This is a genomic window from Massilia sp. Root418 (assembly GCF_001425265.1).
In the GTDB taxonomy this organism is placed as follows: Bacteria; Pseudomonadota; Gammaproteobacteria; order Burkholderiales; family Burkholderiaceae_D; genus Rugamonas.
The window spans coordinates 126,304-151,887 of sequence record NZ_LMEC01000020.1; the positions used below are offsets into that span (position 1 = coordinate 126,304).

Sequence of the window (25,584 nt, forward strand, 5' to 3'; positions counted from 1 at the left end):
TTCGCCTATGGTTGTCACCCAGACCAAGCGTGCGTCCCAAACCGCACCGCGCGAGCGCAGCCGTTTCAACCGCCGATCCGTCTACTAGGTACGTTTTCCGGTCGTAGCCGACGGTTTGGCGATCTGGTCCAGGTAGTCCGCCCAGCGCTGCATCATCAGCTTGCGGGCGGCAAGGTGGGCGGTACGATTGTATGCCCTGCCGTTGGGGTCTTTCACGGCATGCGCCAGTTGATGCTCCACCAAGTCAACCCGCTCGTTCAGCACCTCATCGAGGATAGTGCGGGCCATCGCACGAAAACCGTGACCGGTCATCACATCCTTGCCGTAGCCCATGCTGCGCAATGCCGCATTGATCGTATTTTCGCTCATACAGCGCTCGCCGGTGCGGATGCTCGGAAACACATAGCGACCATTGCCCGTCATGGCGTGCAAGGCGCGCAGCAGTTCCACGGCTTGACTGGCCAGCGGCACGATGTGATCGACGCCCATCTTCATCTTGACGCCCGGGATGCGCCACTCGCCTTCCTCCAGATCCATCTCCAGCCACTCCGCTGCGCGCAGCTCACCTGGCCGCACGAACACCAGTGGCGCCAGCCTGAGCGCCGCGGCCGCGTATGGATGGCCGGCATAGGCACGGATGGAACGGATGAGTGCTCCCGCTTGTTCGGGCTCCGTGATGGCAGCATAGTGCGACTTGGGGATGGCCTCCAGCGCGCCGCGCAGGTCAGCCGTCACATCCCGTTCGGCCAAGCCGGCAGCGATCGCATACCGGAACACCTGGCCGCACAGCTGCTTGATCTTGTGGGCCGACTCCACCGCCCCGCGCGCCTCGATCCGTTGCAGCGCCAGCAGCACGTCCCTGGACGAGATGGCGGAGATCGGCAATGGGCCGATCAGCGGAAAAATATTCTTCTCCAGCCAGGACTGGTTCTTCTCTTGCGTGCTGGCCGCGCGGGTCGCCGCTGATTTAACCAGCCAGGCGCGCGCCACCGCTTCAAAGGTATGCGCCGCGGCGGCGGCGGCGGCAACTTTGCCGTCGCGCCGCGCTTTGCCAGGGTCGATGGCCGCAGCCCGCAGCTGCCGGGCCTCGGCGCGCGCCGCCCGCGCTTTCGCGAGGCTCACGTCCGGATAGCGGCCGAACGCCAGGCGGTTTTCCTTGCCATTGGCCTGCACGTATTTCATCCGCCACAGTTTCGCGCCGGTCGGCATGACCTCGAGGTACAAGCCGCCGCCGTCGGCCAGTTTGTACGGCTTGTCCTTGGGTTTGGCGTTCTTGACCTGGGTGTCGGTCAGCGGGATAACGGTCCGGGGCATGTTAGGGGCATCCGGTTAGGGGCATTTGGGGAATGCCCCTAAAAATGCCCCTAAATCGCTGAGATGTCAATAGACAGACACGCATCTCAACAGACGACGATGCGGCCGCTTCATAGGGGAAATTCGTCGCGGGCGGACTTGGGCGGACCAAGCCGGACAGGCAGGTGGTGCTCCGAGCCGGAATCGAACCGGCACGCCTTACGGCGGGAGATTTTAAGTCTCCAGTGTCTACCAATTTCACCATCGGAGCAGCGCAGCCCGGCATTATGCCATGACTGAAACGTAACTACCAGAGCGAGTTTGCCCCGCTCAAGCCGATGCGCGGTGCGGCTTCTATAATGAAGCATTCAGCACCACGGATGATGCCAGGACGGCCCATGAGTGCGGTAACCGACAAAGACTACATCGACTCCCGCCTGGAAACCGTTTCCACGCGGATGCTGGGCGAAGTGCGGACCATCATGGCCGAAATGGCCGGCCAGCAGAAGGCGTTTGAAGCCAGGACCGAGGCAGCCATCGCCACCATCCGTGAGCTCATAGACAACAAATTCGCGGAACAGGACGCCAAACAGCAGCGAATGAATGCGGAGCTCATCAAGTGGGTAGTTGGCGTGATGATTGCCTTCGGCGGCCTGGGGATTACCCTGGGTGGCCTCGGACTGGGGTATGTCACCTTTTTGCTCAACTCCTCCCTGCAAAAGCCAGCGGCGACACCGATTGTTATCTACGCGCAGCCAGCAGCCGCGACACCGCTGCAGTCCCCTGCTCCCGCCCCAAGCGCCCCGCAGCTTCGCTGAGCCGCCAAGCCGGCGGGCCGCGCCGCTGCGGCCGCCGGTCAGCTGCGCCACTGTGAGGTGGCGCATTACTTCACAAAGTTACAGCTTGCCCACGCCCGCATTGGCTGGCACCGACGTGGCCAGGTTGCCGGTGGCCTCAACCGCATAGCTGTAGTAGCTGGCTGGCGTGGCCGACGGGGTGGCGGCTGGGCTGGCTGCCGAGGACCATGGCGTGCTGCTCACCGTCACCAGCGAGTTAGCGCTGTGGGCGGTCGAGCTGAGGCTGACCGAGGCGCCGTTCAGCAGGTTGCCACTGTCGAAAATATACGCTGAGCAGCGGACCGTGCTCATGCCGGACAGGGCCGCGCAATTGGTCAGTGCGCTGCCGGAACTGACCGAAGCGCCGATGGTGTCGCTGGCCGTGGCACCGCCGGTGATGTTGAACACATTGTTTTCCACGTACAGTTTCGAGCCCTGGCCCGAGGTCAGTCCCACCATCCAGTTGTACAGCGTGACCGAGTTGCTGCCGCTGAAGTAGTTGTTGTACAGGTGGACCATGCCGTAGCGTACGCGCGGCTTGCGCTGCACCAGGTTCTGGAAGTAGTTGTGGTGGAAAGTGGTCTTGAGCACGCCCGGATTCTCCGCCGTCAGGCTGGCGCTGTCGGTGCCGCCCATCAGCATGGCCTTGTCGTGGTCGTGCAGGTGGTTGTACGACACGGTGACCAGGTTGGCCGACTTGGTGATGTCGAGCAGGCCGTCGTGGTGCTGCACGTGATAGAGCTCGCCGTCATACGGCGCTGCCCATACGGACGGGAACTGGTCATCGGTGCGCGAGCCGTCGGAGAAGGTGCAGTGGTCGATCCAGACGTGGGTGGCGTACTGGATCGACATGGTGTCGTAGTTTGAATTCCAGCGCCCGCCCGAATCGGTCGGGTCCCACGCGGTGAAGAAGTCGAATGCGTCCTCGAAGGCCACGTTGCGGACCACGATGTTGTCGACCGGCGCGCTGGAACTGGTCCCGCTGAGCATCAGCGTGCCGTGGATGATCTTGGCGGTAGCGCCGTTGCCGATGATGGACGTGTTCGACGGCACATTCAGCACCACGGTCTTTTTCATCTGGTTGCTGGCGCACGCGCGCGCCGCCTCGACCGGATCGCTCGACGGCGGTACGTTCGCGTACGGAGGCTTGTAGGCGGCCAGGTAGTCATTCCAGATCTGGGTGAAGCTGGTGTAGCCGTAGCCGGCGCAGGTGGTGCTGCCTGCATTGGCATAGGCGACGTAGTCGTTGGCCGTCAACTCGGTGCCGGCCGCGTTCTGGTTCAGGCTGATGGTGCCCGAGATGTAGATGATCTTCTTGCTGTTGTCGAGCGTGCCGCTGAAGGTGCCGTTGCTCTTGATGGTGGCGGTATTGCCGTACAGGGCCTGGATCAGGGCGGACCGCGTGCTCACCGTATAAATCTTGGCGGCCGCCGCGCCGTCGCCGCCGGTGGTGCCGGTGCCGCCCAGGTTATTGGTGCCGGTGGCAGCCCAGCCGGTCGCGCCGAGCGAGGAAATCTGTGCGCCGGCATTGGCGCAGGCCAGCGCGGCCAGGCTGGCGCAGAGCACCTGGCACATCTGCTTGTTGAACATTGTCATTCTTTTGTCTCCATGATTGGTTTTAGCGCGGCTCCATGTACCGCACCTGTAATTGTTGAATTTTGGTCCGGCCAATTCAACAATTTCGAGCATACACCAATGTCTTTTGGCCTGAGCAATTTATTTTTGGTCCGGCCACTTTTGCGATCGGCGCCAAGCCGCGCGACGTGTTGTTGAAGTTTTTGAGGGAGGCGGTGGCCATCTGCCTGGCCGGCTGGGTGGCGGGGATCTTGCTTGCCAACGCGGCTGCCGTCGGCATCAGCGCGGCCAGCTCTTTTCAGGTTGACATCACTTCCGGCGCCGTTGTCATGGTCTGTGGTTTTTCCACACTTGTGGGCGTCTTCCTCGGCTCCCACTCTTGCGCGCAGGGCGTCCAGGCTGGCGCTCGTGGACTGTTAGCGCTACGAGTAGCAAATAGGATGTTACATTCCGTCGGATTTGTCCTACACTGTACTCAGATTATCAAATCGAAAACTTTCCGTGTAGAAAATATAACTTTTTTTGTTGCGCGAACGCATCAAGAATTGTTACAAAATCATGAAATTTTCCAATCGATGAACCGTTGAGGGCGCTGATGTGTTAGACTTTTTCTACACTGCAACGGGTAGAGTCAAAATGAAAACATTTACTATCTCAGCGATTGCGTTTTACTTCTTTTACGTACTGAACGGCTTGATGGCGCCCACCCACGCGCAACGAGCTGCCGGCGCGTGTACCGACGTTATCGCCGGCATCGACGGTGTGAAAACCAGCATGCCAAAAAACTGCAAGCGCGACGCGCTTGTGGCGCAACAAGTAGCCAACGCCGTCCCAAACAACTGACGCAGGCAGCAGTTCCCGCCGGTCCCACCCGGCCAATTCCCACCGATTATTCCCGCTCCACGCCTATCTTGGCGTGGCTGCGCTTTTGCGCGTGATAAATGCCCGTGTGGCCTGAGAACAGGTAACTGACGACGCAGGCCAGCGCCGCATATGGCGCAATCTGCGGGCCGAACAGTTCTATGGCCATCACCGTGGACGCGAGCGGCGTATTGGCTGCGCCGGCAAACACCGCCACGAATCCCAGCCCGGCCAGCAGCCCCACAGGCAGCTGCAGCAGCGGCGCCAGCGCATTGCCCAGGGTGGCGCCGATGTAGAACAGCGGCGTGACCTCCCCGCCCTTGAAGCCGCTGCCCAGCGAGGCGACGGTGAACAGGAACTTGCCAAGGCTGTCCCACGGCGGGAGCGGCTGGCGGAACGCGTCCGCAATCACGGGCAAGCCCAGGCCGATGTAGCGGTCGGTGCCGATAGCCCATACCGCCAGTGCGATCACGGCGCCGCCCAGCAGGGGGCGCAAGGGTGCGTAGGCGATGTGGCGCTTCATGAAGGCTGCCGCGCCATGCGTGGCCTTGGCGAACACCATGCCGGCCAGCCCGAACACGATACCGGCAGCCATCACGGCCAGCAGCGCCAGCACGCTGACGGGTGGGTGCGCACCGACGGCGTAGTGCATGTGATGCACGCCCCAGGCCATGCCCGCCTGGTCGGCCACCACGGCGGCCAGCATGCACGGGAAGATGGCGTCGTAACGCATGCGGCCGATGGCCAGCACTTCCAGTCCGAAGATGGCGCCCGCCAGCGGGGTGCCGAACACGGACGCGAAGCCGGCGCTGATGCCGGCCATGAGCAGAATGCGGCGGTCTTCAGGCCGCAGGCGGAACACGTGCGTGAGCTGGTCCGCCAGCGCGCCTCCCATCTGCACGGCCGTGCCTTCGCGGCCCACCGAAGCGCCGAACAGGTGGGAGATGATGGTCCCGCCCAGCACCAGGGGCGCGAGGCGCAGCGGCACCACCTGCTTGGGGTCGTGGATTTCGTCGATAAGCAGGTTGTTGCCCGCCTCGACCGAGCGGCCGAAGTGCAGGTAGATCCAGCCCACTGCAAAGCCGGCCAGCGGCAGCAGCCAGATGATGGCGGGATGCGCCTGGCGCCACGTCGTGGCAGCGTCCAGCGCGGTCAGGAAAAATGCTGATGCGGACCCGGCCAGCACTGCGACGAGGCTGGCGATCAGGGTCCACTTGGCGAGGTAGGCGAAAGGCTGGGTCAAAGTCGGGCCATCGTAGCAAAGGAACGATGGCCCGGCAAGGAACAAACGTTGCGCCTGCCCTTCAGGGCGCCAGTGCTTCAATGCTTCAATGCTTCAGTGCTTCAATGCGTCAGTGCTGGTGGCTGCCGCCGCGCTTGACCTCCATCACGTGCCCCTGGTGCTGCGCGCCGGCCCCGTGGTGCTGGTGGCCGGGGGCGGCCGGCGCGTCTGGCGGCGCAGGCAGCACAGGCGATGCCGGCGCGCCGGGCGCACGCGGGGCGGCCGGCAGTTCGCCGGTCCATTCGCGCGCCAGCGTGCCCGGCGGGTGCTTGTACCAGCCCGGGTCCTTGTAGTCGTTGCGCGCCTGGCCCTCGCGCACCTTCAGCAAAGTGAACATACCGCCCATCTCGATGCCGCCGAACGGGCCCTCGCCCGTCATCATCGGCAGGGTGTTCTCCGGCAGCGGCATCTGCATGCCGCCCATGGACCCGCCGTTCTCGCCCATCACCATATAGCCAGGCACCAGCCGGTTGATCTTCTCCGCCACGCCGCTGTGGTCTACCCCGATCATGTTGGGCACATTGTGGCCCATGGCGTTCATGGTGTGGTGCGACTTGTGGCAGTGGAAAGCCCAGTCGCCAGGATTGTCGGCCACGAACTCAATGGCGCGCATCTGCCCCACGCCGATGTCGGTGGTCACTTCCGGCCAGCGCGCGGACGGACGCACCCAGCCGCCGTCCGTGCCGGCTACTTCGAAAGTGTGGCCGTGCAGGTGGATCGGATGGTTGGTCATGGTCAGGTTGCCGGCACGGATGCGCACCCGATCGCCCTTGCGTACCACCATCGGGTCGATGCCGGGGAAAGTGCGGCTGTTGAAGGTCCACAGATTGAAGTCCAGCATGGTGTTGGGCTTGGGCTTGTAGCTGCCCGGCTCGATGTCGTAGGAATTCAGCAGGAACACGAAGTCGCGGTCCACCGCGTGCAGCGCCGGATTCTTCGGATGCGTCACCCAGAAGCCCATCATGCCCATGGCCATCTGCACCATCTCGTCGGCGTGCGGGTGGTACATGAAGGTGCCGGCGTTCCTGGCCACGAACTCATAGACGAAGGTCTTGCCGGGCTGGATGCCGGGCTGGGTCAGTCCGGTTACGCCGTCCATGCCGCACGGGAGGATCTGGCCGTGCCAGTGGATGCTGGTGTGCTCTGGCAGCTTGTTGGTGACGAAGATGCGCACGCGGTCGCCCTCCACCACTTCGATGGTCGGCCCCGGGCTTTGGCCGTTGTAGCCCCACAGGCGGGCCGTCATGCCGGGCGCGATCTCGCGCTCAACGGGCTCGGCCACCAGGTGGAATTCCTTCACCCCGTCCTTCATACGCCACGGCAGCGACCAGCCGTTCAGCGTCACCACCGGATTGTAGGGGCGGCCGTTCGGGGGCGCCAGCGGCGGCGCGGTGGCGGCGCCGGATTGCTGCGGCGCTTCGGGCAGCGAAGCCGCGCCGGCCTTGGTCACCATGCCTGCGCCGACGAGGGCGGCGCCAGTCAGGAAAGATCTGCGGTTGGTCATTTGTTTGCTCCCTTGCCGCCCATTGCAGCATCCAGATTGGTTTCAGCGATCCAGAATTCCTTGAGCGCGTCGATGTAGGCGCGTACGGCGGTGGCCTGTTCGCGCGAGTCGGCCAGCAGCTCGAAGGTGCTGGCCAGCATGCCGTTGTAGCGCAGCAGCGTCTCCTGCGCGAGCTGGCGGCGCAGCGGAATCACGCTGTCGCGGTAGTGCTTGGCCAGCTCGTAGGACGCGCGGTAGTCCTGGTAGCTCTCGCGCGCTTCACTTTGCGCATTGGCGGCCGTTTCGGCCAGCCTGTTCACGGACTGCATGTAGACCGCCTCGGCCCGCGCCACGCGCGCCGAGCCCCAGTCGAACAGCGGAATCTCCAGCGTGATTTCGTAGCCGCGCTCCCGCGGCTGGCCGCTGGCGCTCTCGCGCACCGCCGCCAGTTCCAGCACGTTGATGAAGCGCGTGCCGCGCGTCAGGCCCAGCGCCGATGCGGTGTGCTCCGTTTCCAGCTTGGCTGCCTGGACGTCCAGGCGGTTGCGCACGGCGGCCTGCTCGGCGTCCGCCAGGTCGCGCGGCGCGGCCGGCAATTCCGGCAGGTGCGGCGGCAGCACGAACGTGCCGCCGATTGCACTGACGCCTGCACTGCCGCTTGCACCGCCGCTAGCACTGCCGCTAGTACCGCCGCTTGCGCCGGCGCCAGGCCCGGTCAGTCCCAGCAATCGCGCCAGCTTCTCGCGGCTGGTATTGGCTTGTTTGCCCGCCCGCACCGCTTCAGCCAGCGCCTCGCTGTGGAAGGTTTGCTCGCGCGCGGCATCGAGCTTGCTCCAGTTCCCGGCCTTCTGCATGCGCTGTCCCAGCTCGGCGCCCGCCTCGGCCGCGTCGCGCACTTGCTGGGCATACTCCAGCGCGTGGGCGGCGGCGACGGCTTCGAAATAGCTGCGGCGGGTATCGGCGGCCACTTTCAGGGCCTCGTCGGCCACCGCCAGCCTGGCTTGTTCGAAACGGCGGCCTTCAATGCGGCTGGCCAGCGGCGCGGTGATCAGGCTCACCAGGTTGAAGCCCAGCGTGCGCTCGATCGCGGTCTCGCCGCCGCCCTGAGTGTGCTTGTAGCCGAAGGCGGGGTTTTGCAAACGCCCGGCCTGCACCAGGTCCGCCTCGGCTATGCCGAGCGACCAGTAGGTGGCCTGCAGGCCGCGATTGTTCAGCAGCGCGATTTGCACCGCGTCGTCCGCCGTCAGCGGCTGTTTCAGTTTTTGCTGCAGCAGCTCGGCCAGCGCCTGGTGGTCCGCGTCATTGCGCAGCACCTTGCCCTGCTGGCCAATGCGCGCCTGCGTCGCTTGCGCCACGGCGCTGAAGCCGCCGTCGCCGGAGAAGGAGGCGCATCCGCTCAGCAGCATAGCGGACAGCGCCACCGCCAGCCCTTGCGGCATGGGGGATAGGATAGTACTCATGGAAGGATGTTCCTTGTCTTGCAAACATGGGGGAACTGCGCCGGCGGTGCATGGCACACGGGCAGGCGCAGCGGCAGGCTTCAGACTTGGACTGGCTGGGGAGGACGCTCGGGAAGCGCCAGGTCGACCGCGGGAAGGTGGCCGGAATAGAACGGGATCGATTGCGATGACGCCGCCATTCCGGGCAGCACGCCCGGCAGCGCGGGCGCCAGCGCGGCACCAACGCAGCAGGCGCCTGTGGTGCCGCATTTGGCGGGGCCATGCGCGTCATGTGCGTCATGTGCGTCATGTGCGTCATGCGCGCCGGGACCGCCCTGGACGTTGCCGTCAGCAATATCGGCGCCATCGGCGTGCGCATCGGCGGCAGCGGCCAGCATGGCGGCGTGGTCATGGCCCGCAGCCATTACCGGTGCGCTGGCCTGGGCCGGAACCGGGCCGGGCGCGCACAGCAGCATGCCTGCCGACGCGACGCCCTGAAACGGGATCGCCAGCAGCAAGAGCCACAGCAGCAGGGAACGGAACACGGCTTTCATGCCGCGCATGGTATCACAGGCCGCCGCAGGGGCGCACCCCTCGCCGCTTCCCGGCGCGTGGATCAGAACCACGCCACCAGTTCGACAGCCACGCTGCGGCCAGCCTGCGTGCGGTACGCCACTTCAGTCACTTCGCCGTGGCCGCCGCCGAACAGGTTGTTGCCGGTGACGGACAAGGCCAGCGACGGCCGCAGCTTCCAGCCAAAGCGCATGTCCACCGCCGTGTAGGCCGGCACGTCCGGATCGGACAGCGCCCCCACGCGGCGCAGCGCCAGGTCGAATTCGCGCTCGCCCGCCAGTTGCCAGCTGGAGCGCAGCGACGCGGTATAAGCCGGGTCCCGCCCCACCCGCTTGAGCGAATTGCCCAGGTCGACCACGCGGGCCTTGAGCCAGGTATCGATATGCTGCGCCATCAGGCCGCCGCGCAAACGCCAGGACGGCGTCAGCTGCCAGCTGGCCCAGGCCTCCAGCCCGCGCGAGGCGCCCATCATGCCGTTCGCGAATTTCACCTTGAGCTGCCCCGGCACCTGCTCCTGCGTGTGGAGATCGTCGTACAGCGCGCGGTACAGGTTGACCGAGTAAAGCAGGTCCGCATTGAGCTGGCTGCGGAAGCCCAGTTCAAAGACGCGCGCCACCTCGGACTGGAAATCCGGCCCGCCCACCAGCAGGTAGGGCGGCACGCCGGGCACCACCGGATCGCGGTCCAGGCGCGACGGCGCGCGCACGGTGCGCGACACGGCGCCCCATAGTGTGCTGTCCGCCCCAATCTTCCACGCCAGGCGCGCGTTGGGCAGGAACTCGTTGCCGGTATAGCCGTTGCGCTCCCCGCGCAAGCCCAGCGTCAGGCGCCATGCGTCGCCCAGCGTCACTTCGTCCTGCGCGAACAAGCTGGTCCAGCTGGCGTTCTGCCGCGCCGGCAGGAAGCCGAAGTAGGGGCTGTTTTCCAGCCGGTCGCTCGCGTGGCGGTACTGGCCTCCGACGGTCAGCGCATGGCGGCCGATGGGCGCCGCAGTGTACTGCGCCTGCAGGTCCAGGATGTCCAGGTGCTCGTCGAAGAACGGCGCCACATTGCGTTCCGTGCGGTCGTAATAGGCCTGCACGCTGACCGCGCCGCCGTCCCCGCCGAGCTGGCGCGTCCAGCGTCCCAGCAGATTGCCGCCGCCCATCTCGATGTTCCCCAGCGGGACATTGAGCCCAATGACGACGATGCTGCCAGGCCGGGGGTGGCCTTTGCGGGCGCGGTAGGCATCGCCCTGCAAGGTATAGCTGTCATCGCCCTGCTTCCAGTCGGCGCGGAAGCCGGCCTGCATCTTGTGCCAGGCGTCGTCGATTTCCGTGCCGGCGGCCGTCTCGGTAGCACGCACCGTGAAGGCCTTGCCGTATAGGCGGTAGGCGCCGGTCTCGCCCAGCGCCGCGCCGTAGCGCGCGGTGCTGTCGGTGCGCGCGTTGCCGCCGCTAACGGCCACCCGCGCGCCCCGCGTGGCGCCGGCCGCTTTCGTGATCACGTTGATGACGCCATTGACCGCGTTGGTGCCCCACAGCGTGCCACCCGGCCCGCTCACCACCTCGATGCGTTCGATGTCGTCCAGCGGCACGTCCTGCGCGTCCCAGAACACGCCGGCGAACAAGGGCGTGTAGACCGAACGGCCGTCGACCAGCACCAGCAGCTTGTTGTTGTCGCCTGCGAAGCCGCGCGCGGTCACTACATAGGTGCCCGAATTGGCTTGCATCACTTGCAGGTTGGGAGCGAGGCGCAGGGCCTCAACCAGGCTGGCAGCGCCCGAGCGGCGCAGGTCGGCGGAGGAGATGACGTAGACGGCGGCCGGTGCGTCGGCCAGGCGTTCTTCGCGTTTCGAGACGGAAGTGATACGGACCGCGCCCAGTTCTTCCAGCGACATGCCGCTTAAATTGTCCTGAACAGGATAGGCGTGGACCGCATGGGTGGCCAGGCTAAGCGCCGCGCCGGTCAGACAGCGTTTAAGGCCCATAAGCGCACTCCAGCAAACTCACGTAGGAACACATCATACGCGTTCCCACGTGGCTTGCCCACCCTACTTCTCCACCACCGGCGCGCGGCCCAGCGGCTGGTCCATATTCGCCAGGAACCACGACAGCGTGGACATCACCGCCACGTGGCGGCGCAGGTTCTCCGGGTCCACCTTGTCCAGTGTGTCCGCTGCGGTGTGGTGGTAGTGGAAATAGGTAGAGGTGTCCACCTGCGGCTGGAACAGCGGCACGCCGTCCTTCTCCAGCAGCATCAGATCGGCCGCGCCAACATGGTTCAGGCGCGTGAAAACGCTGGCGCCAATGGGCTGCAGGGCCGCCTGCACCGGCACGAAATACTTCTCCGCCTTCGGTTCCACGCTGGCCATGATGCCGAACGGGCGGCCGGCGCCGCCGTCGCTTTCCATGGCGGCGAACTGCTTGGCAAGAGTGTCCTTGTTGGCCGCGTGGTAGGCGGCGCCGCCGCGCAGGCCGTTCTCTTCGTTCATCCACGCGACCATGCGGATGGTGCGGCGCGGCTTCAGGTTTAGCGCCTTCAGCGTCTGCAGCACGCCCATGGCGCCAGCCACGCCTGCGCCGTCGTCATGCGCGCCGGTGGCCAGGTCCCAGGAATCCAGGTGGCCGGAGACGATGACGATCTCGTCCGCCTTGTCGCTGCCCGGCAGGTCGGCGATCACGTTGAAGCTGTCCACTTCAGGCAGGTTTTGCGGCGTGAGCGTGAGGCGCATTTTCACCGGGCCGCGTTTCAGCAGGCGGGCGATCAGCATGGAGTCTTCGGCCGTCACGGCTGCAGCCGGGATGCGGTCGCTTTCGCTTAGCGCGGTGGCGCCGGTGTGGGCCAGGCGGAAGTCCGCGCCGCCGACCGAGCGCACCAGGAAGGCCGCAGCGCCCATCTGGGCAGCCACTTTCGGGCCTTGGGTGCGGAAGCGCGAGCCGTGGCCGTAAGCCGGACCGGCCAGGCCGCGGTCGGCCATTTCCTGGTCAAACTTCACGTCGAACAGCACGATGGCGCCCTTCACTTCGGCGGCGCGCGCTTTCAGTTCGTCGAAGTCGCGCACCACCACCAGCGGCGCGGTCAGGCCGCCGGCCGGCGTGGCGCCCGAGCCGCCCAGGGCGGTCAGCACCACGCGCTGGCTCAGGCCAGCAGGCCGGCCCGCATAGTCCACCAGTTCAGCCTTCTCTTCGCCGCGCACCCAGTGCGGCACCTTCACCGGCTGCAGGGTCACCTTGGCGCCAAGCTTGCGCATGGCTTCGGCCACCTGCTCCACTGCGGCAGCCGCGCCGGGGGAACCGGACAGGCGCGGGCCGATCAGGTCTGTCATGTCGGCCAGGCGCTCGTAGGCGTAGTCACTTTTCATCGCTGCGTCGCGGATCTGTCCCAGGGTGGCGGGGTCGTTGGCTGGGGCGGCGATCGCGCCTGCGCTCAGCATGCAGCTCATCAAAACGGTCAAAACGGTTTTCATGCGGGTCCTATGTTGGGTGTAACGATAAGGGACGGAAACGATAACGTATTTAATAATGTTGCGCACGAGTTTTTGGATTTACACTAACGCTTTCCGCATAGAGGAATGCTGCCCATGCTTAAAGGACAACTTTGCACGGTGCGCCACCTGCTCACCGCCGACCTGAACACCTTCATCGCGCTGGCCAACGACCTGCCTTCGCGCGGCGACTATTTCTCGCAGCAGTTCAAGTCGCCCGAATCCATGCGCAGGGAATTCATGCAGAATGGTTTCGTCACCGACGACAGCGAACTGTTCGTGGTCGAGGACAGCGCCCATCACATCGTGGGCGTCATTACGCACTTCAAGAGCCGCACGCCCACCACCCGCGAGATCGGCTACCGCCTGCTGGAGCCGGCCCTGGCCGGACGCGGCTACATCAGCGAGGCGCTGCAACTGCTGGTCGACCACCTGTTCAAAGTGCACGTGTGGTATCGCATGGAACTGCTCACGGCGCCCGAAAATACCGGCTCGGTGCGCATCGCCCGGAAATGCGGTTTTACCGAGGAAGGCACGCTGCGCGGGGCCTTCTTCATCAACGGGCGTTATCAGGATGTCAGCATCTACAGCCTGCTGCGGCCCGAATGGGAGCGGCGCCGGACAGCTTTGTAAGAATGTGTATATTCGTTCCGTGCGCGCGGCGGACGCGGCTATAGTGTCACTCATACGACGGCGACACGACCATTCCGGTCCGGGCCGAGCAAAGGGGAACACCATGCTGATCAAAAAATTCCTGGGCGCGGTAGCAGTGCTGGCCACCGTTGCCGCCTCGTCCTCGGCCATGGCCGCCGGCGACCGCGACTTCAACACCGCAGCCGGCGCCGTGATCGGCGCGGCCATCGGCAGCCAGAACGGCTCCGGCGGCGCGGTGGTGGGCGGCCTGGTTGGCGCGGCGGTCGGCAATAGCCTGAGCAGCGGCCGCCACCACGGCGGCGGCTACGTGTCCACCCGCGTGTACAGCCAGCCTGCGCCGGTGTACTACGCGCCTGCGCCGCAGCCGGTGTACTACGCGCCAGCCCCGCGCTACTACGAGCCTGCCGTGGTGTATGTGGAGCCGGCCCGTCCGTACTACTACCGCGAAGCGCGCCGTGACTATTACTATGACCGCGGCTACGACCACGGCTACCGTGGCCACGGTCGCGGCCATGGCCACGGCCACGGCCACCGCTGATAGCGGCGCTGATTCCAGCGCCCCCCCGATCCCTGTAGGACCCCTTGACTGCCTGCGCCAACGCGCGGGCAGTTTTTTTATGTCCCTCCGCTAGCTCTTCGCACGGCATGCCGCCGTGTGGGGAGCACCATGACAGCCAGCGACACCATCATCACCCTTGAACTGGGCCATTACCGCCTGCGCGAGCGCATCGGCGGATCGGCCTATGGCGTCATCTGGCGTGCCGAAGGGCCGCGCGGCACGCGCGATGTGGCGCTCAAGCTGATCAACGAGGCGCACATGGCGCGCGCCCTGCCCGCCCAGCGCGAGCGCTGGATCGCCAGCGCCGAGAACGAAATCACCATCCTGCAACTGCTGGAGCCCTGGGACGAGCGCCACATCGTGCGCCTGCTCGACAGCGGCTGGCACAACGGCCTGCCGGTGCTGGCGCTGGAGCTGCTGGACTGCGACCTGGGCCGGCACATGGCAGCCCTGCGCGGCCGGGGCCAGTCCTTGCCGCTGGCGCGCCTGCTGGCCTGGATGGCGCAGCTCAACCAGGCTTTGGCCAAGGTGCATCAATACGGCTGGCGCTACCTGGACCTGAAGCCTGCCAACGTGCTGGTGGACGCGCAACTGGGCGCGGTAAAGCTGGCCGATTTCGGCACCAACCGTCGCCTGGACGCGCTTGGCGAGCACTCCTACGCGGGAACCGCAAACTGGCAGGCGCCGGAACAGTTCTTCCCGGCTGGCGGGGGCGGCTACGCGACCGGGCGCCAGAGCGACTACTTCGCGCTGGGCGCCCTGTTCTACTTCCTGGCTACCGGCGGCGCCCAGCTGCGCTATAGCGGCGCATGCGGCGAGGCCTACCGCGAGCACCACACTGCCGGGGCGGACGTCCTGCTGCGCCAGCACGGCGGCCTGCCCGCCATCCTGCTGCCGGATGAGGAAGCGCTGTTCATGCGGGCCTTCGCCGACGCGACGTCCGGCGCTGCGGCCGGCACCACGTCCGGCCCTGCGGCCGATGCGGGCGCTGCCGCCCTGCGGCTGCTGCGCCACCTCCTGGCGTCCGCCCCGCAGGCACGCCCGTTGCACGCCGTGGACATCAGCCGCCAGCTGGCCGCCATCGCCGGCGCGGCGGGCCTGCCGGGCGGCTTGCCGTGCAGCCCCGCGCCGCGCCAGGTCCGCACGGGCTGGGAGCCGCGCCAGCTGGCGGCCCTGCCGCCCGCCCAGTCCACCCACTGGTGGAGCGCGGTGTCGAGCCGTACGCACGCGCAGCGCGCGCACGCCGGCTGGCACAGCGACGCGGAGGCATGATGCACGGACGCCTGTTCGCCGCCACCGCTGCGGCGCTAGTCGCGCTGACAGCGTTGCAAGCCTGGTCGCTGCTGCGTGCCCCCGCAGCCTGGCACCCCGCCGCCATTGAAATCCGCCTGCCAGCCGGCGGTCAGATTACGCTGGGCGCGCACGAACTGGCCGCACCGCAGGCCGAGCGCGTCCACCTCCAACTGCGGCGCGACCCACAGGGCGCCTGGCTGCTTCGCAACCTCAGCGCCTCGCGGCCGGTCGTCCTGCATGCCGCCGGAGAAGACAGGCGCATGGGCAGTGCGGCGCTGCACGCGGGGAGCACGTTCCAGATTGGCGGCGCGGTCTTCAGCGTCGAATCCGGAGGCGATGGCAAAGGACTGGCTTTCCGGTATGGCGGCAGCCGCTGGCGCTACGACGGCGCCACCGTCTACCGCGACGGCAGCGCCCAGCCTGCGTGTCCGGACGCTACCGCCGCCGCGCGCGCGGCAGCGCTATGGAACCGCGCCGCGCCGCTGCCCCTGACAGTGGCGCGTCCGCTGGCTTTCGGCGGCAACCTCCATTGCAGCAACCGGCTTGGCCTCGACGGGATGGCGCCCGGCGCCGCCTTGCTGGCCCGCAGCGGCGGACAGCTGGTGCTGAGCGGCGGCAGCCAGGACGACGGGCGCACCGCTTTGCGCACGGGCGGCACAGGCGTCACAGGTGCCCACGGTGCCACCGGCGGAACCGGCGGCACGGGCAGCACGGACAGCACAGACAGCATTGATAGCAGGGGTAGCACGGCCGCCGCCGGCTCGCAGGCCAGCCTGCGCCAGGAAGAACGCCCGCTGGCCGGCGTGATCGCATTCAGCATCGGCCGCACCCGGCTCCAGGTCTCGCGGCTGGAAGGCGGCACGCTGGCGCTTGTCCCTGCCCGCCACGTCGCCTTGTTCGCTGCGCCAGACGCGCGCCTCGCGCCGGAGATAAGCTGGCAATGGCAACAACGGCAACTGTGGACGTCCCCGCCGGCGCAGACACTGGTGCCGGCATTGCTGCTGGTACTGCTGCTGGTCCTGCTGGCCACGGCCATCGCAGCCCTGTTGGCCGCCCGCACCGCCGCCATGCGCATAGCCGACGTCGCACGCAGCCGGCGCAATGCGGCCATCGCCCAGGCCATCGCAGCGGCAGCGCTGCTGTCGGCCGGCGCCGCCGCCATCCTCGCGCAGCGCGCCGGGCAGCCGGCCAGCGCAGCGTGCTCGCTACTGCTCGGCGCCACCGGCCTTGCGCTCTGGCTGCTCATCCCGAAAAAGCTCCCCCTCCCCGTGGCCGCCGCCCTGGTGCTGCTGGCCGCAGGCCTGCTGGCCCAGCTTGAACTCGGCCTTGGCGCCGGCGTATCGTCGTGGCTGCGCTACTACCAGAAAAGCACCGCGCTACTGGCGGCGGGCAGCGGCGCCGGCGCGCTGTGGCACCTGTGGAGCCGGGGCGCGCGCGCCGTCACGCCCCAGCGCACCATGGAATGGCTGCTTGCGCTGCTCGCCGCCGGCGCGCTGGCCGCGCTGGCCGCGCAAGTGCTGTGGGGAGACGAAACCGGCGTGTTCGATTTGCAGCCGGTGGAACTGGCCAAGCTGGCTCTCACCGCGCTCACCGCCCACTGCCTGGCCCTGCGCATGAGCTGGAACGACCCCGGCTACCCACTCCAGGGCCATGCAGCGCGCTGGCTGCGCCTGGCCGCCCCCGCCCTGCTGTTCCTGGCGCTGCTCGGCTTCGCGCTGGTCCAGGTGGACGACTTCTCCCCGCTCATCCTGCTGCTGGTGTGGACCGTGTGCATGGCCTTCGCCTATGCCATCGCTGCACGCCGCCCCGCGCTGGCCGCAGGGCTGGCATGCACCGCCCTGGCGGCAATTGGCGCCGTTGCCCTGCTGCGCAGCGCCGGCGCGGACGGCGTGGCCCAATGGCCGCTGGCCGGCAGCTTCTACGCCGACCGGTTCCAGGTGTGGCTGGCCCCCGCTGCCCATCCCCACACCGGCCAGCAGCTGCTGCTCGGCGCGCGCGCCATTGCCGACGGCGGCTGGTGGGGCGCGGACAGCATGCTGGGCCTGCGCTCGCTCGGCCTGCCCGCCGGCGCCGTAGTCAGCATTCCCGCCGTGCAGGACGACTTCGCGCCCGCCTTTTTCCTTAACCGCCACGGCCTGCTGGGTGCAATGCTGCTGTGGGCCGCGCAAGCTGCCCTGCTGGCCGGGCTGGTGCACGTGGCCGCGCGGGCCTGCGCCGCCGCATCGCTGGCGCGCGACTACCGCCTGGCCTGGCTCGGCCGGTTTCGCTACTTTGCCCTGTGTGGCGGCGCCGCATTCGTGTTTGGCCACCTGCTGCTGTCCTGGGGCACCAACCTCGCCATCTTTCCCATCATGGGCCAGCCCATGAGTTTCCTGTCCGCCGGCGGCAGCCACTTGCTGTTTTTCCTGTGCCCCCTGCTAGCCTGCTGTGCGGTCAGCGCGCAATCTTTAGAGGAGAATGAACATGCCGATCTACGTCCAACATGAAGTCCTGGGCCGGATTCCCGACGTTTTCAACGCCGAGGCAATCTGGCAGGCGCCTGGCCTGGCGCTGTTCTCGCGCCGCCCGCTGCTGCGCGACCTGCTCGAACGCTGCCCGCGCGAACACCGCGGGCGCGCCGCCACGCGCTGCTTTTCCCATGTGACGCTGATGCTGCCGCAGGAAGAGGTCGACGACGACTACCACCTTACACGCGGCAACCGCGCCCGCGAGCTGGCGCAAACGCTGACCGCGCTGCACCAGAAGGACTTCGGCGACCTGCTCGGCAGCGACCAGGTGCGCTACGACGTGCTGGGCAAGGAAGAACTGGCGCCCGGCGAGGTGGAGGTGCGCTTCGGCCACGCGGTCTACCTGCCGGCGCCTGGAGAAAAGGCGCTGTTCAACGTCAGCGTGTCGCGCGACAGCGCGGTCTGGAAACCGGTCTGCCCGGTTTATCCGAACCAGCGGCTGGCACTGATCGGCGGCAGCGAGAGCGCGGCCAGCTACGTCGCCAGCGGCTGGCCGTTCGGCGAGGATGGCGCCGTGCTGCTGCTCAACGACGGTCCGGATGCGCAGCCTGTTGTGCAGATGCGGCCCAAGGACGCCTTCGACTGCAGCTTCGACGCCAGCCAGGGCCACTACGTCATCAAGTCGAAACGCGGCACCGTGGACGGACTAGGCGCGCCGGCAAGGCTGCTGCTCAAGATCACCCGCAGCAGTTCCGCACCCCCGCTCGCGCCGCGCCCGGCCGCCGATGCGCAGTCTACCGCTGGCGCCGCGCACGATGGCTGGAACGCGGCTGCCCGCCCCGGTTCCAGGCCAGCCTCCGGCTCCGGCCAAGGCTCCAGCACCGGCACAGGCACGTGCACTGGCGTCGGCACCGGCGCCGGCGCCGGCGCGCAAGCATCCCCGCGTCCGGCCGTCTGGCAGGCGCGCGCGCCGATGCAGGCGGATGCTGACCTGACCGCGATTCCCCAACCCAACCGGCACCCCGCTGCGCGCAGCGGCGAAACCGATGCCACCTACGCACCTATCGTGCAGCGCCAGCGGGCAAGCCTGGTGGCGCTCGCCCTGCCGCGCCTGAGCCGCTACCGCGACACCGGCGCCAGCACGCTGGAAGTGCCGTTCAGCCGCGCGCTCGGCCTGAACGCCGACCCGGCCGCCGGCACGGCCATCAGCTTCCTCGTCAACGACAGCGACGAGCTCTACGCCTGCACCGAAAACGGCCGCCAGCGCGTCACCGCACCGGCCAGCTTCACGCCGGTGGACACCCGCGCCATCCGCCTGCTGCCCGCACCGCCGGCGATGGCGGAGCGCTACTGCGCCACCCTGTGCCTGGCGCGTCCGGTCAGCACCGCCATCGCCGCCGGTGCGCGCTTCCAGTTCGGCCGCAGCTCGGCCGCGCTGTCCGCCCTGCGCGTGCTGGATTCGCCGCGCTTCCTCAACCATGGCCAGGGCGAGGAAAAGGGCAGCAGCAGCGCCGACCGCATCGGCCTGTCGCGCAACGCTTTCAGCTTTGAAGCTGCGCCGCAGGGCTTCCGGATCGGCCGCCTCTCCGCTTCCCAGGCGCTGTACCACCTGGACGAGCGGCTGGAATTCGTCGCCAGCATCGGCGAAGCCAGCGCCGATGCGCCCTACCTGCTGCCGGCAGGGCACCATCTCGTCGCGGGCCACTACGTGCTGCGCTTCGACGCGTGAGCCGCGCCATGACGCTCGATTCCTACTACGGTGCGGCCGCCTGGCTGGCCGGGCTGGCCATCACCCTGGTGCTGGCTTCCTGGCTCACGCCGCGCGCATGGTGGCGCCGCCCCACGCTGCGCAACCTCTGTATCGCCGGCTTGGGCGCCTGGGCGTTCGGCAGCCTGATTCTGCACTTCGCCGCCGCGCCGCTGCCGCTGCTGGCGCAGTCGGATTTGCCGACCGCCTTCGCTCCCGCCACTCCCGCCAACGCCGCCACCCCGGCGCGCGAGGCCCAGGCCCGGCACGCCGGCGCGGCGCTCCACCCTTTCCGCGTGCACCGCGACCTGAACCTGCGCGCTGCCGCCAGCGTGGATGCGCAGCGCCTGGCGCTGGTGCCGGCCGGCGCCAGCGTCACGCCCACCGGCGTGCGCGAAGGCGACTGGTGGGAAGTGCGCACCCTGGCGGACGGCAAAGGCAGCACCGGCTGGGTCAGCAGCCTCTGGCTGCGCCGTCCGGCGGAGTGAACGCGGCACCGCCATGCCGCGCATGAACCGGCCCATGCAACGTTGACGAAACGGCACCACCCGCAGCCGGCCTGCTGCCATTTTGATCACGCCGCTGTTGCGCGCTGGCCCGGATGTTTTGGGCAAGCGCAAATAATGCCGGCAACCGTTGCCATGGACCACCAAAAGCGCGTAAGCTCTTGTTTATGCCGCCGGTCCTGAAGCCATGAAAAAATGCTGCAACCCTGATCACCCGCACTGCACTTTCTGGGTCCTGCCCGGAGAACAAGCTTGCGCGGGCGGACACCAGCAGCCTGCAGCCGCGTCCACCAGTTACGAACTACTGAGTGCCATGCGCAGCACCCGTGCCGCCTCCCCGGCCGCGGAGCCCCGTCACGTCCCTGCCAGCCCCGCCATGGCCGTCGCCGGCGCGCCCGCTTACCAGAGCGCGCGCCCGCGACCGCAACTGCACATCAGCGGTTTCGACCCGCGCGCCGCAGGCGGCCGCCAGACGCTGAAAATGGAATTGCGCAGTATGCCGGACGACTGCGCGCCGCAACTGACTATTCAACTGCAATCCGAACTGATCCCGAACGGCGCCTCGCGCCAGCAGTTCGTGCGCGCGGCGGACGGCAGCTGGCGCCCGGCTTTTGTCGAATTCACATCGAAGAACAAGGAACACGGCCAGTACCAGATCAGCGCCGAGATCCTGAGCCAGCACGCCGGCATCGCCACGCGCCGCTGGGAATGCGTGTTCGTCATCCTGGTGCCGCGCCTGGACGCCACGCTCACCGAGATCCACCGCATCTTCCTCAGCACGCACAAGAACGTGCGCGTGATGGCCGACGACGCATCCATCGCCCGCCTGAATGTGAACGGCGGCGCGCAGGGCGGCGGGAATCTGGATATCGACGTCACCGCCCGCAACGCCGGCATCGCCCACGTGAATCTGGATGGACCGCAGGGCAAGGTGGACATGGGTTTCTCCACCATCGCGTGGGACGAAGACCTGATCGAGATCGCCGTGCCGCGCACGGCGCCGGTCCACCCCCATCCCGCCACGGCAGCCAGCTTTGTCAATGCCGCGCCGGAAGCGGGCGCGCAGCGCCAGATCCGCCTGTTCGCGATGGACGAATGCGTGCTGGGACGTTTTGAACTGGTGGACCCGGAAGCGGACGTGCTGCTGCAGCACTTCAGCGACGCCGGTCCTGAAGCGGGCGGCCTCACCCGCCGCCTGTCCGGCCGCCACGCCGTGATCCGCCGCGCGCCGCATGGCGGCGGCTTCGAAATTGAGGATGTGTCGCGCTACGGCGTGCTGCTGGACGGTGTCTGGCCCGGCAAGAACAAGCCGGTGCGGCTGCGCCAGGGCATGCGCATCGAAATGAGCGCCAGCATCAAGGGCATCGTGGTGCTGCAGGTGTCGGCCATCCTGCCGCACGGCGTGATCCTGCACCGCCTGGACCAGGGCGCGCACGCCGAATGCCTGTTCCTGCTGGCGCCGAACTGCCATCCCGGCTATCCGATGCCGTCCTTCCAGGCCACGCCGCAGGCGGCCGCGCTGCCGCTGATCCTGCACCACGACGGCGGCTTCTGGCACCTGGACCAGCTCACCGGCAAGGAAACCGCGCTGGCGCCCGCCACGTCCATGGAAAAACTCAGCCGCATGCCGCGCCTGTCGCGCTTCGCCGGCGAACCCTACCCGGAAAGCTGGATCATCCGCACCGGCGCGCACGACCTGCACAGCACTGTCGCTGCGCAGGACATGCACACCGCCTGAGCATTTACAGCGGCTACAGCGGCGTCGGCTCCTTGCCGGCCGGACGCTTGGGCAGCGGAATGCGCTCGGTTTCGCCGGGCACCTGGTCGAAGCGCAGCGCCTCCCAGTCCTCCGCCGCCTGCAGCAGGCGCTCCTTGCGCGACGAGACGAAATTCCACATCATGAAGCGGTGCCCGTCCAGCGGCTCGCCGCCGATCACCACGAACTGCGCGGCCGACCTGGCCCGCACGCGCTGCGCGCTACGCGTGTCCAGCAGCGCCATGGTGTGCAGCGCCAGCGGCGCGCCGTCGATTTCCAGTTCGCCGCTGACCGGGTAGACCGCCGCTTCGGCCGGCAAGCCGGCCAGGCCGATTTCCTGGTCCGCTTTCAGCGCGACGTCCAGGTACAGCGTCTGGCTGTACGTTTTCACCGGCGAGGTCTTGCCGAAGGCGGTGCCGATCAGTACGCGCACGCTGGCGCCGTCCACCTGGAATGACGGGATGGCGGAGGACGGCGTGTGCTCGAAGCACGGCTCGCATTCCTCGTCCCCTTTCGGCAGCGCCACCCACAGCTGCAAGCCGTGCGTGCGGTGCGGCTGGTCCACCAGGTCCTTCGGCGTGCGCTCGGAATGGACGATGCCCTTCCCGGAAGTCATCAGGTTGATGGCGCCCGGCTCGATGCGCTGCACGGTGCCCAGGCTGTCGCGGTGGTCCATCGCGCCTTCGAACAGGTAGGTCACCGTGGCCAGGCCGATGTGCGGATGCGGGCGCACGTCGTGGTCCGCCCCCGGCGCCACGTCAATCGGACCGAAATGATCGAAGAAGATGAACGGGCCCACGGCCTGTTTGACGGCCGAGGGCAGGTAGCGGCGCACGATGAAGCCGCCGCCGAGGTCTTTCTCGTGGCCCTTCAGGATATTGGAAATGGTCATGGCGCTGGTCCCCTTCCGTTACGCGAGCACCGTGCTGATCTCGGTGGTCACCGCCGTCATCAGCTTGTGGACCGGGCATTTCTGCGCCGCCGACAGCAGTTCGGCGCGCTGCGTTTCGCTCAAGTCGCCGGTCAGGTGAACCGTGGCGGACAGGCGGTATACGCCTTTGCGCTCTTCGCTGTCGTCGCGCTCCGTGGTCACTTCCACGTTCTCCAGCGGGTAGCCTTTGCGCCTGGCGTACCACACCACCGTGAGTGCCTTGCAGGCGCTGATCGCCGCGTCGTACAGGTCGTGCGGCGACGGGCCGGCATCGCTGCCGCCTTCCTCCACGGTGCCGTCCACCGACATGATGTGGTTGCGCACATGGGCAATATGCCGCATCGGCAGCGACTGGTCGCGGATTACTTTGATAGACATGGGGCTCCTTGCATGCATAAGTCTTGGAAGCCACAATGTACACCGTTTGCCCGTGGTTCGCCTATCCCATTCGCCCATCTACACAGAATGCACATCTCATGACCTAGCTCAAATACAGCCCGCATTTGGCTGGCAATCGGCACTTGCGCTCCATACAGTCAAAAGGTGCAGGGCCAACAGTAACAGCGGAGACCATCATGAGCGAAATCACTGGCGCCATCGATTTGAGCAAGATACCGGAAGACGACTTCGACCCCGAGCTGGACCTGCGCGTGGCAGTAGTGCGCGAAGGCGCAGTGCTCGGTTCCACCGTGGTCAAGGCGGGCAACCGCCGCGAACCGCTGCGCTTCGCGGTGCAGTTCGACACGCCGCTGCTGCCCGGCGCCACCCTGCCTTGCCCGGTGCGCCTGCTGGTCGGCCCGGACGTGAGCGACCTGGAACTGATGGGCATCGACACGCTGAGCCACGTGGTGGACCTGGCGGGACCGCGTTCCGACACCGACGGTGGCGGCGACACCAGGCCCGGCATGGACGCAAGCGCCAGTGCCAGCTACGAAGTCAAGGTGGATGTGGGCGTGCTGGTGGTGGACGTCTCCCTCTACCATTGCTGGCTGTACTGCTGCCGCACCTACACACTGCGCGGCCGCGTGGTGTGCCGCCAGTGGCAATACAACCCGGCCAGCGGCCGCTGGAGCTTCTGCGACGCGCCGGTGCCCGGCGCCACCGTGGAGGCCTACGACGTGGACCGTTTCTTCTTCTGGTATCACCGCGACCTGATCAAGTCCGCCGTCACGGACGTCAACGGCAATTTCGTGATCCGCTTCCGCTGGTGCTGCCTGCGCTGGCGCCCCTGGCTGCTGCAGAACTGGGGCCTGGACCCGGACATGCTGAACCAGATCCAGGCGCTGCTGGCGCGCGCGGGCCTGCGCCTGCCGCCCATGCCGCCCGGCCCCGGGCCCGACCCGCTCTACCTGCAGCAGCTTGCGGCGCAGGCCAGCATACTGCCCAAGAGCCGCATGCTGGCGGCGCCCGGCGTAGTGGACGAGCCGATGTCGGCCGAGTCCATGATGGCGGTGCTGCCGACATCGCCGGAGCTGGCCGCGCTGCACATCTGGCCCTGGTGGGACCGCAACGACTGCGCGCCGGACGTGGTATTCCGCGTGACCCAGCTGTGCGGCGACACGCTGCGCGTGATCCGCAACGAAAGCAATGCGCAGACCCGCTGGGACATCCCGGCCAATCTGCACGTCACGCTGCTGGCCAACAGCCTGGCGTGCTGCCTTCCATCGTGCTTCGACCCGGAATGCCCCGAATGCCTGAAGGTGACGTTCGTCGGCTGCACAGCCGCCGAGCAGATCGGCGCCACGGCCGGGCCGCCGGACCTGCGCGGCTACGCCTACCCGGCGCTCACGCTGGACCGCCCGTTCTACGGCTCCCTGCAGATACGCGGCGGCGTGGGCAGCGACGTGGACTACTTCAAGGTGCAGGTATCGCGCAACGGCGGGCCGTGGAGCGACCTGGCGGAGCCGGCCTTCGGCGGCTTCACGCGCAGCTACTGGGACGGCAGCACGTCGGTGGTGGCTCCGGCGCCCGCCTTCACGCCCATCCTGAAAAACGGCCAGACCGTGATGATCACGCGGCACCACTACGAGGACCTCCACCCCGCCATTCCACGCTTCGGCGGCGCCGTCATCTGGTACGACTACGACACCCTGTTCTACTTCGACACCCTGGCCAACCCTGGCCTGACGCCGGACGCGCTGTACCAGCTGCGCTTCGTGGGCTACACCGCCGATGCGGCGGACAACCTGGTGCTGTCGAGCGAACGCATCCTGCCGGGCTGCGGCCAGCAGACCACCGAATCGGTCTACATCCGCATCGACAACCAGGCCAAGGTGCATCCACTGCCCACCGCGCTGCATCCCTGCGGTCCGGGCACGGTGCACGACTGCACCGTGGAGCCGGACTGCTACATCCGCCAGATCTGCGTCAACGAAGGCACGCCCGGCCAGTACTGCATCAGCGCCTGCGACATGGTGCGCCTGTCGGCCAACGACACGCTGACGGTGCACTTCAGCGTCACCGTACCGCCCACCACGGAGGACGGCCATCTCGGCGCCTACACCATGACGGCCGAATACGGCGTGGCGCAGACCTTCGACATCGGCACCGGCGTGCACGGCACCTTCGCGTCCGATCCGACCTTCGAGCTTGGCCCGACCTACGCCGAAGCGCTGATGCAGGGCGCACCGCGGCCGCACTGGTACGGCGGGCACTACAAGGTGACGCTGCGCGGCAGCGACTTCGAACGCTGCTGCGCCTACATCCTGCGCCTGCGCGCATGGAAGCGCACCGCCAACTGCAATGACCCGAGCCAGGTGCACCGCAACGAGTTCGAGGTGGCCTTCACCATCCTGCGGCCCGAGCTGTGTCCCGACGTGTGCCCCGAGCCGGGAGATGTGCAGCCGGCTGGGCCCCTGCCTTCGCCGGCGATGCGCGGCTGAC

The 25,584-nt window shown here is 67.4% G+C and carries 21 protein-coding genes and 1 tRNA gene; 11 read left to right on the forward strand and 11 right to left on the reverse strand.

Annotated elements, in window-relative coordinates; translation table 11 throughout:
* Window positions 1-84: 84 nt before the first annotated feature.
* Both ASC94_RS13110 and ASC94_RS13115 read right to left on the reverse strand, forming a co-directional pair.
* A complete protein-coding gene (locus tag ASC94_RS13110; RefSeq protein WP_229417260.1) occupies window positions 85-1,314 on the reverse strand; it encodes an integrase arm-type DNA-binding domain-containing protein in 1,230 nt (409 codons plus the stop codon).
* A gap of 165 nt (window positions 1,315-1,479) precedes the next feature.
* Window positions 1,480-1,564, reverse strand: a tRNA-Leu gene (locus ASC94_RS13115).
* 127 nt (window positions 1,565-1,691) lie between these two features.
* On the opposite strand from ASC94_RS13115, the gene ASC94_RS13120 reads away from it, so the two are divergent.
* On the forward strand, window positions 1,692-2,111 hold the full coding sequence (locus ASC94_RS13120) for a hypothetical protein (protein ID WP_056395254.1): 420 nt from the start codon (window positions 1,692-1,694) through the stop codon (window positions 2,109-2,111).
* Window positions 2,112-2,189: 78 nt separating this feature from the next.
* Here the strand turns inward: ASC94_RS13120 and ASC94_RS13125 are convergent, their stop codons facing one another.
* Window positions 2,190-3,725, reverse strand: coding sequence for a polysaccharide lyase family 1 protein (locus ASC94_RS13125; protein ID WP_200955681.1), 1,536 nt, complete (start codon window positions 3,723-3,725; stop codon window positions 2,190-2,192).
* A 62-nt stretch (window positions 3,726-3,787) separates the two neighbouring features.
* Between ASC94_RS13125 and ASC94_RS31890 the strand changes: the two genes are divergently transcribed.
* Window positions 3,788-4,291: an ABC transporter permease gene (locus ASC94_RS31890; protein ID WP_162251423.1), complete on the forward strand. Its 504-nt coding sequence runs from the start codon at window positions 3,788-3,790 to the stop codon at window positions 4,289-4,291.
* Between the two features lie 49 nt (window positions 4,292-4,340).
* Window positions 4,341-4,547, forward strand: coding sequence for a hypothetical protein (locus ASC94_RS13130; protein WP_157201441.1), 207 nt, complete (start codon window positions 4,341-4,343; stop codon window positions 4,545-4,547).
* Window positions 4,548-4,593: 46 nt separating this feature from the next.
* Here ASC94_RS13130 and ASC94_RS13135 read toward each other — a convergent pair whose 3' ends face one another.
* The 6 genes from ASC94_RS13135 to ASC94_RS13160 all read right to left on the reverse strand — a co-directional run bounded on the left by ASC94_RS13135 (window position 4,594) and on the right by ASC94_RS13160 (window position 12,790).
* Entirely contained in the window at window positions 4,594-5,808 is a 1,215-nt protein-coding gene (locus ASC94_RS13135) for a voltage-gated chloride channel family protein (protein ID WP_056395256.1), read from the reverse strand.
* A 109-nt stretch (window positions 5,809-5,917) separates the two neighbouring features.
* Complete coding sequence (locus ASC94_RS13140) at window positions 5,918-7,351, reverse strand: multicopper oxidase family protein (protein WP_082616494.1); 1,434 nt, start codon at window positions 7,349-7,351, stop codon at window positions 5,918-5,920.
* Complete coding sequence (locus ASC94_RS13145) at window positions 7,348-8,790, reverse strand: TolC family protein (RefSeq protein ID WP_056395258.1); 1,443 nt, start codon at window positions 8,788-8,790, stop codon at window positions 7,348-7,350. The genes ASC94_RS13140 and ASC94_RS13145 overlap by 4 nt, the downstream gene beginning before the upstream one ends.
* Before the next feature lie 80 nt (window positions 8,791-8,870).
* A complete protein-coding gene (locus tag ASC94_RS13150) occupies window positions 8,871-9,323 on the reverse strand; it encodes a hypothetical protein (protein WP_157201442.1) in 453 nt (150 codons plus the stop codon).
* 62 nt (window positions 9,324-9,385) lie between these two features.
* Window positions 9,386-11,311 (reverse strand): TonB-dependent siderophore receptor, encoded by a 1,926-nt coding sequence (locus ASC94_RS13155; RefSeq protein WP_082616495.1) that lies wholly within the window; start codon window positions 11,309-11,311, stop codon window positions 9,386-9,388.
* A 63-nt stretch (window positions 11,312-11,374) separates the two neighbouring features.
* Window positions 11,375-12,790: a M20/M25/M40 family metallo-hydrolase gene (locus ASC94_RS13160; protein WP_056395263.1), complete on the reverse strand. Its 1,416-nt coding sequence runs from the start codon at window positions 12,788-12,790 to the stop codon at window positions 11,375-11,377.
* Between the two features lie 114 nt (window positions 12,791-12,904).
* Here ASC94_RS13160 and ASC94_RS13165 point away from each other — a divergent pair, with 114 nt between their 5' ends.
* The 7 genes from ASC94_RS13165 (at window position 12,905) to ASC94_RS13195 (ending at window position 21,752) form a co-directional block, all read left to right on the forward strand.
* Entirely contained in the window at window positions 12,905-13,441 is a 537-nt protein-coding gene (locus tag ASC94_RS13165) for a GNAT family N-acetyltransferase (RefSeq protein ID WP_056397798.1), read from the forward strand.
* Between the two features lie 103 nt (window positions 13,442-13,544).
* On the forward strand, window positions 13,545-14,000 hold the full coding sequence (locus ASC94_RS13170) for a glycine zipper domain-containing protein (protein WP_056395265.1): 456 nt from the start codon (window positions 13,545-13,547) through the stop codon (window positions 13,998-14,000).
* A 129-nt stretch (window positions 14,001-14,129) separates the two neighbouring features.
* Window positions 14,130-15,293: a serine/threonine-protein kinase gene (locus ASC94_RS13175; RefSeq protein WP_082616496.1), complete on the forward strand. Its 1,164-nt coding sequence runs from the start codon at window positions 14,130-14,132 to the stop codon at window positions 15,291-15,293.
* The gene (locus ASC94_RS13180; RefSeq protein ID WP_157201443.1) at window positions 15,290-17,800 is read left to right on the forward strand and encodes an FtsW/RodA/SpoVE family cell cycle protein; all 2,511 of its coding nucleotides are present in this window, start codon (window positions 15,290-15,292) and stop codon (window positions 17,798-17,800) included. The genes ASC94_RS13175 and ASC94_RS13180 overlap by 4 nt, the downstream gene beginning before the upstream one ends.
* Window positions 17,778-19,490 carry a hypothetical protein gene (locus ASC94_RS33195; protein ID WP_056395268.1) on the forward strand — a complete coding sequence of 571 codons (1,713 nt, stop codon included), beginning with the start codon at window positions 17,778-17,780 and terminating at the stop codon, window positions 19,488-19,490. Before ASC94_RS13180 ends, ASC94_RS33195 begins: the two co-directional genes overlap by 23 nt.
* 8 nt (window positions 19,491-19,498) lie before the next feature.
* Window positions 19,499-19,996, forward strand: a complete 498-nt coding sequence (locus ASC94_RS13190; protein ID WP_056395270.1) for an SH3 domain-containing protein — start codon at window positions 19,499-19,501, stop codon at window positions 19,994-19,996.
* A gap of 331 nt (window positions 19,997-20,327) precedes the next feature.
* On the forward strand, window positions 20,328-21,752 hold the full coding sequence (locus tag ASC94_RS13195) for an FHA domain-containing protein (RefSeq protein ID WP_307718836.1): 1,425 nt from the start codon (window positions 20,328-20,330) through the stop codon (window positions 21,750-21,752).
* A 13-nt stretch (window positions 21,753-21,765) separates the two neighbouring features.
* Here ASC94_RS13195 and ASC94_RS13200 read toward each other — a convergent pair whose 3' ends face one another.
* Together ASC94_RS13200 and ASC94_RS13205 are read right to left on the reverse strand one after the other, a co-directional pair.
* Window positions 21,766-22,662, reverse strand: coding sequence for a pirin family protein (locus tag ASC94_RS13200; RefSeq protein ID WP_056395271.1), 897 nt, complete (start codon window positions 22,660-22,662; stop codon window positions 21,766-21,768).
* Window positions 22,663-22,680: 18 nt separating this feature from the next.
* A complete protein-coding gene (locus ASC94_RS13205; RefSeq protein ID WP_056395272.1) occupies window positions 22,681-23,079 on the reverse strand; it encodes an OsmC family protein in 399 nt (132 codons plus the stop codon).
* 197 nt (window positions 23,080-23,276) lie between these two features.
* Here ASC94_RS13205 and ASC94_RS13210 point away from each other — a divergent pair, with 197 nt between their 5' ends.
* Complete coding sequence (locus ASC94_RS13210; protein ID WP_056395273.1) at window positions 23,277-25,583, forward strand: hypothetical protein; 2,307 nt, start codon at window positions 23,277-23,279, stop codon at window positions 25,581-25,583.
* Window position 25,584: the final 1 nt, after the last annotated feature.